Origin of the sequence: Nocardia lijiangensis NBRC 108240 (genome assembly GCF_001613045.1) — a bacterium.
Lineage (GTDB): Bacteria > Actinomycetota > Actinomycetes > Mycobacteriales > Mycobacteriaceae > Nocardia > Nocardia lijiangensis.
In genome coordinates, this window is sequence record NZ_BDBP01000129.1 from 1 (window position 1) to 16,697 (window position 16,697).

Sequence of the window (16,697 nt, forward strand, 5' to 3'; positions counted from 1 at the left end):
AGCACCCGGTGACCCAGCCGCTGCGCGTCCGAAAGCCGCTCCAGCACGAGCACACCCGCACCCTCAGCCCACCCCGTACCACCAGCCGACTCCGCAAACGACCGACAACGGCCATCCACCGACAACCCACGCTGCCGCGAGAACTCCACAAAGATCCGCGGCGACGCCATCACCGTCACCCCACCCGCCAATGCGAGCCCGCACTCCCCCGCGCGCAACGCGCCGACCGCCTGATGCAACGCCACCAACGACGACGAACACGCCGTATCCACACTGACCGCAGGGCCTTCCAAACCCAGCACATACGCCACCCGGCCAGACACGACACTCGCCGTCGACCCGGTCAGCTGGAAACCCTCCACGTCGCCCTCGGCGCCCGACCCGACACCGTAGCTCTGGTCGATCACACCGGTGAACACGCCCGTATCGGAGCCGCGCAGCGAGGACGGATCGATTCCGGCGTGCTCCAACGCCTCCCAGGTCACCTCGAGAAGCAACCGCTGCTGCGGATCCATCGCCAACGCCTCACGCGGACCGATGCCGAAGAAGGCGGCGTCGAACTCCGCCACGTCGTAGACGAATCCACCCTCGCGCGTATACGTCTTGCCCTGCGCGGCCGGATCCGGATCGAAAATCGCACTGTCCCAACCGCGGTCGGCCGGGAACGGCCCGACCACGTCCCGGCCCCCGGCCACCACGTCCCACAAACGCTCGGCCGAGGAAGCGCCACCAGGAAGGCGACACCCCATGCCCACGATCGCGACCGGCTCCGACAGCCGGTATTCCAGCTCCGACAGCCGCTGACGCGTCGCGCGCAGATTGGCCGTCGCACGCTTGAGGTAGTCGAGGTATTTCTCGTTCTCCGGCACGCCGCTCACCTCGGCACCGCCGGTGACTTCTCGCTCGAATCCTCACCGGTTCTCGTCATTCCACACATCTCGCTGTCTCGTCGTCATGGGTCCCGTGCGGGCTAGAGCTCCAGCTCACGGTCGAGGATGTCGAAGAGCTCGTCTTCGTCGATCGCCGTCAAGTCGCCCTCGGAACTCGTCTCCGCTTCGCCGCCGTGCCGCCGGGACCACTCCGTCAGCAGCTCGCCCATCTCGCGCGCGATGCGCGCGTGGCCGTCTGGGCTCCATGCGGTGCCGGACAATGCCGCTTCGAACTGCTCCATCGCGTCGCGAATCGTCGTCTCGGCGCCATCGGTGGCGGCCGGTGGCCGGTCGGCGGCGCGAACCTCCTCGTCGACGTAGGCCGCGAGGGCCTGCGGTGTGGGGTAGTCGAAGACCAGCGTGGTGGGCAGCTGCAGACCGGTCGCGGCGTTGATCCGGTTGCGGATCTCCACCGCGGTCAGCGAGTCGATCCCGAGTTCGCGGAAGTTGCGGTCGGCGTCCAGCGCGTGGGAACCGTGGTGCCCGAGGACGATCGCGACCTCGCCGCACACGGTGTCCAGTACGACCTGTGCCCGCTGATCGGTGTCGAGCCCGATGAGTCGCCTTCCCAGCCCCGCCGCTGCGGCCCCGGACGATCGCGTCGCGGGAGCCAGCTCGCTCAGCAGCGGCGGCAGGGTGGCGGAACGCGCGGCATCGGCCAGCCGGGCGCTGTCCAGCCGTGTCGCCACCACCGCGACCCGATCCTCGGCCAGCGCGGCATCGAACAGTGCGAGCCCTTCGGCATCCGACAACCCCGCGAATCCACTGCGGGCCAATCTGTCGGTGTCCGATCGGTTCAGGTGCCCGGCCATCCCGGTGCCGGACTCCCACAGGCCCCACGCGATGGAGGTCGCGGGCAAGCCCTGTGACCGTCGGTAGTGGGCGAACCCGTCCATGAACGCGTTCGCCGCGGCGTAGTTGCCCTGTCCCGGTGTGCCGACGACACCGGCCACGGACGAGAACAGCACGAAGAAGGCCAGATTCCGATCCTTCGTGGCCTCGTGCAGGCACCACGCGCCGTCGACCTTCGCCGCCAGCACGGCATCCAGCCTGCCCGGCGTCAACGCGGCGATCATGCCGTCGTCGAGAACTCCCGCCGCGTGCACGACGCCCACCAGAGGGAACTCGGCGGGCACCCGTTCCAGCAGTCGGCCGACCGCCGCCGGGTCGGTGACGTCGCAGGCAGCCACGTCGACCCGCACGCCGTCCGCGGCCAATTCCGCCTCGAGTCCCGCCGCGCCGGCGGCCGCCGCGCCGCGTCGTCCCGCCAGGATCACGGACCGCACCCCGTGCACCGCGGTGAGATGACGTGCCAGCACGGCGCCCAATCCGCCGGTGCCGCCGGTGATCACCACGGTGCCCTTGGCGATCTCGTCGTCCGGTACGGCCGCCTCCGGCGCGGCCGGGACGGTGAGTACGATCTTGCCGATGTGCCGGGCCTGACCGAAGTGCCGCAACGCCTCGTGCGCCCGCGTCACCGGCCAAGTTCGCACCGGCATCCGGGGCAGGACGCCCGCGTCGAACATCTCGACCAGGTCGTCGAGCATGCTCGCGATCCGATCCCCGCCGGCGTCGAGCAGGTCGAACGCCTGGTAGGTCACCCCGGGGTAGTCGCGGGCGATATCGGAGGCGGCGCGGATGTCGGCCTTGCCGATCTCGACGAAGTGTCCGCCCGCGGGCAACAGCCGCAACGACGCGTCGATGAAATCACCGGTCAACGAATTCAGCACGACGTCCATGCCACGACCTCCGGTGACCGACGCGAACCGCTCCTCGAACAGCGACGTGCGCGAGTCCGCGAGATGGTCGTCGTCGAAACCTCGGCCGCGCAGCACATCCCACTTGCCGACGCTCGCGGTGGCGAAGACCTCGAGTCCCCAGTGGCGCGCCAACGCCACTGCCGCCGTTCCGACGCCGCCGGTGGCCGCGTGCACCAGCAACCGCTGTCCGGCCCGCACACCGGCGAGATCACGCAAGCCGTAGTACGCGGTCAGGAAGGCGAGCGGCACCGCGGCCGCGTCGACGAACGACCAGGAGACCGGAATCGCGGTCAGCAGACGACGATCGGTCACCGCGACCGGCCCGACGCCGCCGGTGACCAAGCCCATCACCCGGTCGCCCACGGCCATCCCGGTCACCTCGGACCCCACCTCGATGACGACACCGGCCATCTCCGATCCCATCACCTCGTGTTCCGGGCGCATCCCGAGGCAGATCAGCACATCACGGAAGTTGAGGCCGATCGCCCGCACCGCCACGCGAACCTGATGCGACCCGAGCGGTTCACCGGCGCCCTCCGCGTCGCCGACCAAGCCGACTCCGTCGAGCGTGCCCGGCTCCACCACAGCCAGCCGCCACGGGCCGTCCGTCGGCACGGCCAGCGCTGGGCGGCTGGACTCGCGCACCAACCGCGCGACATGGGTGACGCTGCCGCGGATCGCGATCTGTGACTCCCCGACAGCCACCGCGCCGGCGACCGCCTCGGCGAGTTCGGCCGGCGACGCCTGCGCGTCGACGTCGATCAGCACGAATCGGCCGGGATCCTCCGCTTGCGCCGACCGCACCAACCCCCAGACCGCCGCACTGGCCGGATCGCTCACGGGCTCACCCGCCACCGACATCGCGCCCCGGGTGACCACCGCGAGCACGTCACCGACAGGCAATGCCTGCACTGCGGCCAATACCTCGGCGGCCACCGCGTGCGCGCGATGCGGCACTCCGGCCGCGCCGCCGCCGACGCGCGCATCGAGGACCACCGGGGCGGGCATCGCCGACGCTGTCGAGGGAACGGTCACCGGAATCCAGTCGAGTACGAGCAGCGGGTCCGCCGCCGCGATGAGCTGCCGGAGCGAGACTTCCCGATAGCGCAGCGATTCCGCGGTCAGCACCGGAATTCCGTTCTCGCCGATCAGGCTGACGGACACCGCGCCGTCACCGGCGCGCACGATCCTGGCCCGGACAGCCTGCACGTCGGCGGTGAACAGGTGCACGCCCTCCCACGCGAACGGCAAGGCGACCCGGCCACCCGATCCGATGCCGTCGGCCACCAGCACAGCGTGCAGGACCGCATCGAGCAGCGCGGGATGGACACCGAATCGACGACCGGATGTGGGCGTCCGCGCGGGCAGCGCCACGTCCGCGAACAGGTCGCGCCCGCGCCGCCACACTCGGCGCAGCCCTTGGAACATCGGACCGTAGTCGTAACCGGAATCCGCCAGTCGCCCATACGCATCCGCGACATCGAGCGCCTCCGCGTCGGGGGGAGGCCACGACGTTTCCGCCCACGCCGCGTGCCGCGGGTCCGTCTCGGGGGCTAACCGGCCTTGCGCATGCGACACCCAATCGGCGCCGTCGAGACCGTCCTGGCACGCGAAGATGCCGAACGATCGCCGTCCGGTCGCGTCCGCGGCATCCACTACCACCTGGATGCGAACCCCACCGCTGTCGGGAATGGGCAGGGGCGCCGACAAGATCAGCTCCTGCACCACGGGGCATCCGGTTTCCGTGCCTGCGCGCAGCGCCAGTTCCACGAAAGCCGTGCCCGGCAGCAACGCCACCCCGCCGACCCTGTGGTCGGCCAGCCAGGGCTGGCTGTGCGCGGACAGCCTGCCGGTCAGCGCGACGGCATCGGAGACCGGCGAGTCGACAGCGGCTCCCAGCACCGCGTGGTCGATCGACCCCAATCCGTATGCCGACACGTCACCCGCGCCGGAATTCGGGCTGAGCCAATACCTCTGCCGCTGAAACGCGTAAGGAGGCAGCGTGATTCTCCGCGCCGGCGCACCGGGGAGCACGGCCGCCCAATCGACCTCGGCGCCGGTGACGTACAGCCCGGCCACGGCGGCCACGGCCGTGTCGAGCTCAGGGCGATCCCGCCGCAGCATGGCGACCACCGTGCCCGCGTCGGTGTCACCGCCCGCCGCCGCCAGACAATCCTGGATCAGGCCGCTCAATCCGCCCTCGGGGCCCGCGATGACGAATCGCGTCGCGCCCGCCGCCCGCACGGCCGCGATGCCGTCGGCGAAACGCACCGGCTCACGAACGTGGCGCACCCAGTAGTCGACCGGATCGCTCAGGTCGCGACCGATCGAGGCATCGATGTTCGACACGATCGGGATGCTCGGTTCGCGGAAACTCGATCCCTTGACGACATCGGCGAACTCGGCGAGCATCGGCTCCATCGATGGCGAGTGGAATGCGTGCGAGACCGGCAGCCACCCCACTCGGCTGCCTCCGTCCCGCAATCGGTCGACGACCGACGTCACCGCCGAGCGGTCGCCCGAGATCACCATCGACGTCGGCGAGTTCACCGCCGCGACGGCCACATCGGCGACGCCGGAAAGGAGTTCGAGCACCTCCGCCTCGCTCGCCGAGACCGCGGCCATGGCGCCTCCGGCGGGCAGCTCGGCCATCAGCCGGCCGCGCGCCACCACCAACCGCACGGCGTCCGGCAACGACATCATCCCGGCGACCTGGGCGGCCACGATCTCCCCCACGGAGTGCCCCATGACGAAGTCGACCCCGACGCCCCAGGACTCCAGCACCGCGAACAGTCCGACGCCGACCGCGAACAAACCGATCTGCGCGAACGCCGTCGATTCGAGCAGGCTCGTCTCATCGCCGAACACCGCACTGCGCAGCGAATATCCCAGCAACTCGTCGGCGACATCGCACACCTCGTCGAAGGCCGACGCGAAGGCGGGCGACGACGCGTACAGGTCTCGGCCCATTCCCACCCACTGCGATCCCTGGCCCGGGAAGACCACCGCGGTCTTGCCGCCGTCACCCGCCCGGCCCGACAGCACACCCGGCGCCGTCGCTCCGTCCGCGACGGCGGTCAATCCCGCGACCAGCTCGGTCGAGTCTCGTCCCACCACCACGGCGCGATGGTCGAACCCGGTGCGGCCCAGCAACACCCAGCCCACCGACCGCGGATCCGTCTCCGGTGCCGCCGAGACGAAATCGCGCAACCGCGCGGCTTGGCCACGCAGGCCGTCGGCGCCGCGTCCTGAGATCAGCCACGCCATCAACGTTTCGACGCCATCGACGCCCGGTCCGAGGTCGATCTCGGCGTCCGGCGCTTGCTCCGGAGCTTGTTCGAGGATCACGTGCGCATTCGTCCCGCTGATCCCGAACGAGGACACGCCCGCCCGCCGGGCACGGCCGATGCGCGGCCACTTCCTGGTTTCCGTCGCAAGCTCGACCCGCCCGGTTTCCCACTCCACCTTCGAAGTCGGCTCGTCCACGTGCAGGGTGGCGGGCACGATGCCGCGTCGAATGGCCTCGATCATCTTGATCACGCCGCCGACGCCCGCGGCCGCCTGCGCATGGCCGATGTTCGATTTCAGCGACCCGAGCCAGAGCGGCTCCGCGTCGGCAGGCCGCCGACCGTAGGTCGCCAGAATCGCCTGCGCCTCGATCGGGTCACCCAACGCCGTGCCGGTCCCGTGCGCTTCCACCGCGTCCACGTCCGTGGTGGACAACCCCGCGTCGGACAGTGCGGCGCGAATCACCCGCTGTTGCGCGGGACCGTTCGGCGCGGTCAGCCCGTTCGACGCGCCGTCCTGGTTCACCGCCGACCCGCGCACCACCGCGAGCACCTCGTGACCCAGCCGCCGCGCGTCCGAAAGCCGTTCCAGCACCAGCACACCCGCGCCTTCGGCCCAGGTCGTTCCGTCCGCGGAGTTCGCGAACGATTTGCATCGGCCATCCGGAGCCAGACCGCGCTGCCGCGAGAACTCGACGAACATCCCGGGCGTCGCCATCACGGCGGCCCCGCCCGCGAGCGCCATCGTGCACTCACCTTGGCGCAGCGACCGACACGCCTGGTGTATCGCCACCAGCGAGGACGAGCACGCCGTGTCCACGCTGACCGCGGGCCCTTCCAATCCGAGCACATACGAGACGCGGCCCGACACGATGCTCAACGTGCTGCCGGTGAGCAGATAGCCCTCGAATTCGTCGGCGTCGCACTGCCGGAAGGACCCGTATTCGTGGCTGGAGATCCCAGCGAACACCCCGGTCCTACTGCCGCGCAACGACTCCGGATCGATACCGGCATGCTCCAGCGCTTCCCAGACGACCTCGAGGAATACGCGCTGCTGTGGGTCCATGGCGGTCGCTTCGCGCGGGTTGATGCCGAAGAAAGCGGCGTCGAAAAGTGGTGCGTCGAACAGGAATCCGCCTTGGCGGGTATAGGTCTTGCCCGACGCGTCCGGATCGGCGTCGAACAACTCCTCCAGCGGCCAGCAGCGATCGGCGGGAAAATCGGAAACGGCGTCCACCGCACCGGCCACGAGCTGCCAGAGCCCCTCGGCCGACGAGACGCCGCCGGGGAAACGGCACCCGATGCCGACCACCGCGATCGGTTCGGCGCTCTTGGATTCGATCTCGTCGAGCCGCTGCCGCGTGCGGTGCAGTTCCGCCGTGACGCGGGTGAGGTAGTCGCGGAGTTTGTCCTCGTTGCTCATGCCTGCTCAGTCCTTCTCCGCGGTCGGCTCGGCGAGCCCCAGCTGTTTGTCGATGAAGGCGTAGATGTCGTCGTCGTTCTCGAACGCGGGCACCTCGTCCCCGACCGGTTCGCCTGCTCCGTCCAGCCGCGCTGTCATCGCCCGCAACCGCGCTGCCAGCTCGGCCCGCTCCCGCGGGTCCGACCGCTGGATCGACTGCTCCAGCCGGTTCAGCTCGACGAGCAGTTCCGGCGGCGCCGCGTCCGGCGCTTCGATGGCGGCCATGGCCAATTCGGCACGCAGATGCGCGGCGAGACCGGCCGGGGTCGGATAGTCGAACAGAGCGCTGAGCGGCAGGCGCAGCCCGGTCGACTCGGTGAACCGGTTGCGCAGCTCGATGGTCGTGAGCGAATCCACGCCCATCTCGGAGAACCCGCGGTGCGCGTCGACGGCAGCGGTGGACCTGTGGCCGAGCACGTTGGCCAGCACCGTGCGCACATGGTCCAGCAGCACCGCTGACTGTTCGGCCTCGGAGCGCCCGTGCAACTGCCCCCGCAGCCGCGCGCCTCGGTCGGGCCGCGTGCGTGCTCGCGCGCTCGTTGTCCGAACCAATCCGCGCAGCACGGCGGGAACCGGCCCGTCGTTGCGGTTCAGCATGTCGAGGTCGAGCTGCGCGGGGACCAGCAGTGCGCTCGGCGAGACGGACGCCGTGTCGAACAGGCGCAGCGCCTGGTCCGTCGGCAGCCGCCGAATCCCGCTGCGGCGCAATCGATCCAGATCCACCTCGGCCAGTCCGGAGGTCAACTGGCTGGCCTGTTCCCACAGGCCCCACGCCAGCGACTGCGCGGGCAGACCGAGGGCGCGCCGGTGTTGCGCCAAGGCGTCGAGGAAGGCGTTGGCCGCCGCATAGTTGCCCTGTCCCCGGTTGCCGATGAGTCCGGCGATCGAGGAGAAGACCACGAACGACGAGAGATCGGCGTCTCGGGTGAGTTCGTGCAGATGCCATGCCGCATCCACCTTCGGCGCGAGCACACCGGCCAGCCGCGTCGGCGTCAGCGAGGTGATCGCGCCGTCGTCCAGCGCTCCCGCCGTGTGGATGACATCGGTCAGCGGATGCTCCGCCGGGATGCTCGCGAGCACGGCGGCCAGCGCCGCGCGGTCGGCGACATCGCACGCGACGACACGCACCTCGGCGCCCGCCGCGGCCAGTTCGGCCACGAGTTCGGCCGCACCCTCGGCATCCGGGCCGCGTCTACTCAGCAGGAGCAGATGGCGGGCGCCGCGATGACGCACCAGGTGCCGAGCCAGGACGGCGCCGAGCGCGCCCGTGCCGCCGGTGACGAGCACCGTGCCCGCGGCGTCGAACTCCGTAGGCGCGTCGGGGATCATCGCTGCGGGCGCCAGGCGCGGGACGCTGATCACGCCGTGCCGGAGCGTGATCTGCGGCTCGCCGCTGTCCACCGCCGCCGCGAGTGCGCGCAGCGCCGCCGGCGATCCATCGTGATCGACCAGCAGGATCCGGTCCGGCTCCTCGGACTGGGCCGTCCGAACCAGCCCCCAGACCGCGGCACCTGCCAGATCGGGCTCGGCGGTGTCGCCGTCCACCACGACGGCATGCCGGGTGAGCACGACCAGCCGGGATCCGGCCGCCGCCCCGGCCAGATAGCTTTGCACGGTGGCCAACTGGGCGGCGACCTCGGTGTGCACGCCATCCGGCGACGGCAGCGCGCCGGATGCGGCCACCACAAGGTAGTCGGGCGAGTCGACGATGGACTCGAGGTCCCAGTAATCGGTGACGTCCATTCCGACGGCGCGCAGCTCGGCCGCCAGGGAGGGGTCACCGAGCGCCGCCCACCGGACGCCGGTGCGCCCTGTCGCCGGACCGGCCACCGGAACCCAGGTCATGCCGTACAGCGGCGCCGAAACCTGGGCCGCAGCACCCACCTGGTTGGGCGTCGCCGACCGAGTGGTCAGCGTATGGACATGCAGGACGGGTTCGCCTGCCGTGTCGGTGATATCGAGGGCGAGCGTGTCCTTACCGGTCCGCCGCAGCCGCACACGCACTTCGGTGTGCCCCATGGCATAGGCGGTGACACCGCGCCAGGAGTAGGGCAGCCGGACGTTGTCGGACTGCTCCCAGATCATCAGCGGATGCAGAGCCGAATCCAGGAGCGCCGGATGCAATCCGAACGACTGCGCGTCGACGGTCTCGGCGAGCGTGATCTCGGCGTACGTCACGTCGCCTTCGGTCCAGCATGCGCGGACGCCCTGGAAGATCGGCCCGTAGTCGAACCCGAGCCCCTCCAGTCGCCGGTAGAACTCGGCGACGTCGACTTGCGCGCATCCGGCCGGTGGCCAGTCCGGGAAATCCATCGTCGGGACACTCGCGCCGGACGACAGTACCGCCGTGGCGTGCTCTGCCCACTCGGCGCCCGGGGCCGCGTCCTCGGCGCGCGAATACATCGCGACATGGCGAGTTCCGGACGTATCCGCGGCTGTGACGGTCACCCGCAGCAGCCGCGCCCGGTTCTCGGGCATGGTGAGCAGCCGATGGTGCACCAGTTCCTCGATGTGCCGCGCGCCGATATCCGCGCCGACGCCGAGCAGGAGGTCGACGTAGGCGACCCCGGGCAGCACGACGATGCCGTGCACGGCGTGCTCGGCCATCCAGGGCTGCGACTGCACCGAAAGCCTTCCGGTGTAGACGATTTCACCGCTGCCGGGAATCTCGATGGCGGCTCCGAGCAGCGGGTGACCCGTATCCGCCAGCCCCGCCGTCGCCACGCTCGGCTGCGACGACGACATCAACCAGTACGAGCTGCGCTGGAACGGGTAGGTGGGCAGGGGAATTCCGCGTCCGCCCGGCAGCACCCGTGGCCAGTCCACGGCCTGGCCGCGCACGTGCAGGTGCGCCAACGCCGCGAGCACGGTCCGCACCTCTCGGCGCCCGGAACGCAGCAGTCCCACCGATGCCGGGCCGGACTCGCCGGTCATCGCGGACAACGCCGGATCCGGCCCCAGCTCCACGCAGCGGGTGACGCCCAGGGTGCGCAGGCATCGCACCGCGTCGCCGAAGCGCACCGGCCTCCGCACGTGCTCGGCCCAATATCGCGGCGACATAGCCTGTTCGGGCGACAGCAACTCGCCCGTGCAGTCGCTGACGACCGGAATCCGCGGTGGCGACAATGTCACGCCCGCGAACACCTGTTCCAGCTGATCCACCACCGGATCCATCTGCGCCGAATGGAAAGCCCGGCCGACACGCAGCCATCGCGTCCGGCGGTCGGCACATCGTGTCAGCACCTGCGCCACAGCGTCTCTGCCGCCGGACACCACCACGGACTCCGGGCCGTTCACCGCCGCGATCGACACCCCGGGGACATCGGCAAGTAGCGCGGCCACGTCCGCCTCGGAGGCCGACACCGAGGCCATCGCTCCCGCACCGACAGCTTCCATCAACCGTCCGCGGGCCGCGACCACCGCACAGGCGTCGGCCACCGACATCACCCCGGCCACCTGCGCGGCCACCAGGCCGCCCAGCGAATGTCCGACGACCACATCGGGCGCCAGCCCCCACGAGTCCAACAACGCCGCAAGGCCCAGCTCGACGGCGAACAAACCGGCCTGCGCCCAGACCGTCGAGTCCAGTCTCTCCGGCTCCTCGGCGAAGATCACCTCGCGCAACGAGCCGCCGAGCAATGCGTCGAAATGGCCGCACGCCTCCTCGACCGCTTCGGCGAAGACCGGAAACGCCTCGTACAGTTCATGACCCATGCCTGGCCGCTGCGCGCCCTGTCCCGTGAACAGCCACGCCGACTTCCCCGAATCCGCCGCGCCCACGGACGGACCCGCACTCGGATCGCCAACGGCCAGCGCGCGCAGCTCGGCCACCAGCTCGTCCGGACCGTCGCCTACCACCACGGCCCGGTGGTCGAACATGGTGCGCCGGGACAGCGACAATGCCGCGTCCCGTGGATCCGCACCGGCCCGGAGCGCACCGGCCAACCGGTCGGCTGCCGCGCGCACCGCGGATTCCGACCGCCCCGACAGCGCCAACGCGACCGGCAGCCCGGGAGCATCGCCCTCGACGCCGGGATCCGGATCGGTGACGACGGGCGCGGGCGCCTGCTCGAGGATCACGTGGGCGTTCGTCCCGCTGATCCCGAAGGACGACACCGCTGCCCGCCGCAACCGGCCCACCTCGGGCCAGTCGCGTGGTTCGGTGAGCAGTTCGACGCGCCCCGCCGTCCAATCCACTTGCGACGACGGTACGTTCACGTGCAGCGTCTTCGGCAGGACGCCCCGGCGCAGCGCCTCGACCATCTTGATCACGCCGCCGATGCCCGCCGCCGCCTGCGCGTGCCCGATATTCGACTTCAGCGAGCCCAGCCACAGCGGCTCCGCGTCATCGCCACGCTGACCGTAGGTCGCCAGAATCGCTTGGGCCTCGATCGGATCGCCCAGCCGGGTCCCGGTTCCGTGCGCCTCCACCGCATCGACGTCCGATGTGCCCAACCCCGCCGCGGCCAGCGCCGCGCGAATCACGCGCTGTTGCGCCGGACCATTCGGTGCGCTCAATCCGTTCGAGGCGCCGTCCTGGTTCACCGCCGAACCGCGCACCACGGCCAGCACCTCGTGACCGAGCCTGCGTGCGTCCGAAAGACGTTCCAGCACAAGCACGCCCGCACCTTCGGCCCAGGTCGTCCCGTCCGCGGCGTCGGCGAACGATTTGCACCGGCCGTCGGCGGCGAGGCCGTTCAGCCGCGAGAACTCCACGAACATGCCCGGCGTCGCCAGCACCGCGACCCCGCCGGCCAGTGCCATGCTGCACTCGCCCGCGCGCAAGGCCGCGGCGGCCTGGTGCAGCGCAACCAGCGACGACGAGCACGCCGTGTCGACCGTCACCGCGGGGCCTTCCAGCCCTAGGGCGTACGCAACCCGTCCCGACGCCACGCTGACCGTCGTGCCGGTCAGCAGATATCCCTCCACGCCTTCCGACCCCACCCGTGACAGCGACGCGTACTCCTGGCCCACCACGCCGAGGAATACGCCGGTCTCACTCCCCCGCAACCCGGAGGGATCGATTCCGGCGTGTTCCAACGCCTCCCATGCCACCTCGAGCAGCACCCGCTGCTGCGGATCCATCGCCAGCGCCTCGCGCGGACTGATCCCGAAGAACTCCGCGTCGAACCGATCCGCGTCGTGCACGAAACCGCCGATGCCCAGATACGACTTGCCAGGGCCGCCCGACGGATCGACCACTGCCGGATCCCACCCTCGGTTCACGGGGAAGCCCGACACCGCGTCGACTCCCTCGGCCACCAGGTCCCACAGGTCGTCGGCCGAGGCGACTCCCCCGGGGAAACGGCATCCGACGCCGACGATCACCACCGGGTCACCGGTCGAGGCGCGACGCCGCACCGGCGCACGGGTCTCGGGCCGGGCACCGGCGAGTTCCACATTCAGATGCGCGGCAAGGTCATTCAGCGTCGGGAAATCGAAAAGCAGCGTCGCGGGAAGCCGCAAGCCGGTGATCGTGTTGAGCGTGTTCCGCAATTCGACCGCGCTGAGCGAATCGAAGCCGAGGGCCTTGAACTGCTGACGGGGATCGATCGACGCGGTGGCATCATGGCCGAGTACCGTGGCGACCTCGGCGCGGAGCACGTCCGTCAGATGTCCGATGCGGCCGGCCTCGTCGAGCGTGGCCAAGTCTCGCGCCAACGAAGTCCGGGTCGCGTCGTCGGACGCGGACTGCTGGTTCCGCGGCTGTTTCACGAGCCCACGCAGGAGCACGGACGCCGAGTCGGCGGCGGCCTGGATGCCCGACAGGTCCAGTTTCGCGGGGACGAGCACCGGTCGGTCCATGCCGACGGACGCGTCGAGCAGCGCCATCGCCTGTCGGGTCGGCAGCGGGCCCAAGCCAGTGCGCGCCAGGCGTGCCAGGTCCTGGGCACCGAGCCGCCCGCCCATGCCCGCCTCGTCCGCCCACAGCCCCCACGCCAGCGACAGGCCGGGAAGTCCCTGGGACACACGGTGTTCGGCGAGTGCGTCCAGGAAGGCGTTGGCCGCGGCGTAGTTGCCTTGTCCTGGACCGCCGAGGATGCCGATCGCCGAGGAGAACAGCACGAATGCGTCCAGCTCTCGATCGCGGGTGAGCTCGTGCAGATTCCAGGCGCCGTGCGCTTTCGACCGGAGCACCGTGTCGATCCGCTCCGGCGTCAGCGCCGACACGACGCCGTCGTCGAGGGTGCCCGCGCAGTGCACGACGGCGCGCAGCGGCGCCGAATCCGGGAGTGCGGCAAGGAGGTCGGATGTCGCGCTCCGGTCGGCGAGGTCGCACGCGGCAATCGTGACGTCGGCGCCGAGCGTGCCGAGCTCGGCCGCGATGTCGGTCGCGCCGGGAGCTTTCGCGCCGCGTCTGCTCACCAGCAACAGCCGGGAGACGCCGTGCTCGACGACGAGGTGTCGCGCCACGGCCACGCCCAGTGCGCCGGTCCCGCCGGTGATCAAGACCGTGCCCTCCCGAGGCCACGTCGGGCTCGTCGCGGTCGCCGCGACCCGGGCCAGTCGGGGCACGCGGCATTCCGCGTCGCGGATAGCCACTTGCGGCTCCCCGGTCGCGATCACGCCGGACAACAGCCGCAGGCGGTCGGGATCGTCGATGTCCACCAACATGAATCGGCCCGGATGCTCGGCCTGGGCCGAGCGGACCATGCCCCACACACACGCCGCGCCGATGTCTCGGACCGGCGTCACCGCGCCTTCGGTCACGACGACAACCCGCGAGGTCAGCCGATGTGCGAGCACCCCTTGGAGGAGTGCGAGCACGCGGTGACCGAGCAGCCGCCCGGATTCGGCCGGGTCGCCACTCTCCGCCCGGAATCTCACGACGATGGACTCCGGCGCGCCTGCCCCGCCCGCCACGGCCGCGGCCAGCGTTGCGAGGTCTTCGTAGTTGTCCCATCCCGTGGCCGTCGCCATGTTCGAGTCACCGAGGACGGCCACCGTGCCGGTGTTCACCGAATCCGGGACGGACAGCGACGCCCACGTCACCTGATGCAGCCCGTCGACACCGGCGGAGCCTGCCGCCGAGGTCTGCTCGGGATTCACCACCCGCAGCACGAGGGAGTCGATGGTCATCACCGGGACGCCGGTCTCGTCGGCGATCTCGAGCCGGACTTCCCCCTCGGTAACCGGTGTGATGCGGACGCGCACGCGCGGGGCACGGGTGGCATGCAGCACCGCGCCGCCCCACGAGAACGGCACTCGTACATCCAGTGCGTGCGGGCCCTCGGCGGGCACCAAGACCGACGGCTGGATCACCGAGTCGAGCAGTCCGGGGTGTATCCCGTACCCACTCGGGCTCGCCCCGTCGGGCAGGCACACCTCCGCGTAGCGTTCGTCGCCGACGGACCAGATCCGGCGCAGACCGGAGAAGTACGGGCCGTATCCGAGGCCCGCCTGTGCGGCGTCGCGGTAGAAGTCCACCGTATCGATGGCTTCCGCGCCGGCTGGTGGCCAGTCGCGCAGGTCGAAATCCGGTTCCGCGCCGCCTGCCGACAGCAGGCCACCCGCGTGATGGGTCCAGTCCACATCGGGATGAGTGTCCGCGGCGCGCGAATACACGGCGAAGGCACGGCGTCCCGCCGCGTCCGCGGGCTCCACGATCACCCGAATCCGCAGGGCGCCCTGATCGGGAATCGCCATGAACGCATAGTGCGTCAGCTCGTCGACACGGTCGCAGCCGAGAGCTCCGGCGATGTGCAGCATCATGTCCAGGTAGGCCACACCCGGCAGGATCAGGGTGCCGTGAATAGCGTGCTCTCGCACCCAGACCGGCGAGATCGCCGTGAGACGTCCGCTGAACAAATGGCCCGCGCCGCCGGGCAACTCCGTCATCGCGGACAGGATCGCGTGGTCGACCGTCTCGAACCCCAGCGCGTCGGCGTCACCTTGGGGGCCGGCGGTGGCCGGCCAATAGTGGGTGCGCTGGAACGGGTAGGTGGGCAGCGGAATTCGACGTCCACCCGGCAGCACCCGCGACCAGTCCACGGAGTGGCCGTGCACGTGCAGGTGCGCCAATCCCGCCAGGGCCGTGCGGATTTCGCCACGGCCAGCCCGCAGCATGCTTGCCGACATCGGCTGGAGCTCGCCGAGCACGGCGGTCAGCACCGGGTCCGGTCCCAGCTCGGCACACCGTGAAACCCCGAGTCCCCGCATCGCGGCGACCGCGTCGGCGAACCGTACCGGTTTGCGCACATGCTCGGCCCAGTATCGGGACGAGGTCGCTTGCTCCACCGTGAGTAGCGCACCGGTGCTGTCGCTGACCACCGGAATCCGCGGCGGCGACAGGGTGACCCTCGCCAGCACCTGTTCCAGCTGCGCCACGACCGGCGCCATGTGCGCCGAGTGGAATGCGCGGTTCACGTTCAGCCGGCGCACACGCCGATCCTCGTACCGGCCCGCGAGCGCGGCGACGGCCTCGGGATCGCCCGAGATCACCACCGATTCCGGACCGTTAACGGCGGCGATCGAAACCTCGCCGCCCGCAACCTCGGTCAGCAATCCGGCGATCTCGGCCTCGGACGCCCGCACCGCCACCATGGCGCCCTCGGCAGTCGCCTGCATCAACTGTCCCCGGGCTGCCACGACGGCGCAGGCGTCGGCGAGCGTCATGACTCCCGCCACGCAGGCCGCGGCCAGTCCGCCCACCGAATGTCCGGCGACCACGTCGGGCTCGACGCCCCATGACCGCAGTAGCGCCGCCAGCGCCAGCTCCACCGCGAACAACGCCGCCTGCGTCCACACGGTCGAATCCAGTACGCCGTTCGGGTCGCTGAACATCACCTCGCGGAGCGAATCGCCCAGCAAATCATCGAAGTGCGCACAGATCACATCGATCGTCTCGGCGAATACGGGGAATCGGCCGTACAGCTCGCGCCCCATGCCGACCCGCTGCGATCCCTGACCGGTGAACAGCCATCCTGTCTTGCCCGCGGTCACAGCGCTTCGGACCACCTCCGCGCCGGACCCGCCGCGCGCGAGCGCCGTGAGACCCGCGACCAGTTCTTCTCGCTCGGGGCCCAGAACGACGGCTCGGTGCTCGAACACGCTTCGTCGCGCGAGGGAGAACGCGACGTCGCGCGGTGTCACGCCCGTGTCGCCGAGCAGCGCGGCGAGCGCGGCCGCCGAGTCGCGCACCGCGCCCTCGGAGCGTCCGGACAGTACCAGCACCTCCGGGGTCTCCGGGTCCGCAGTGTGCGCGGCGTCGTCCGCTGCCGGAGCCTCCGCTGTGAGAACGTCCGGCGCCTGCTCGAGA

General features: G+C 70.6%; 3 protein-coding genes. All 3 read right to left on the bottom strand.

Features of this window, described 5'->3' with window-relative positions; all coding sequences use genetic code 11:
• The coding region (locus NL1_RS33345) for a beta-ketoacyl synthase N-terminal-like domain-containing protein (protein ID WP_174553508.1) at positions 1-869 on the bottom strand (869 nt) is incomplete at its 3' end.
• A gap of 101 nt (positions 870-970) precedes the next feature.
• Positions 971-7,399, bottom strand: a complete 6,429-nt coding sequence (locus NL1_RS33350; protein WP_067848216.1) for a type I polyketide synthase — start codon at positions 7,397-7,399, stop codon at positions 971-973.
• A 6-nt stretch (positions 7,400-7,405) separates the two neighbouring features.
• Entirely contained in the window at positions 7,406-16,612 is a 9,207-nt protein-coding gene (locus NL1_RS33355; RefSeq protein ID WP_218024527.1) for a type I polyketide synthase, read from the bottom strand.
• Positions 16,613-16,697: the final 85 nt, after the last annotated feature.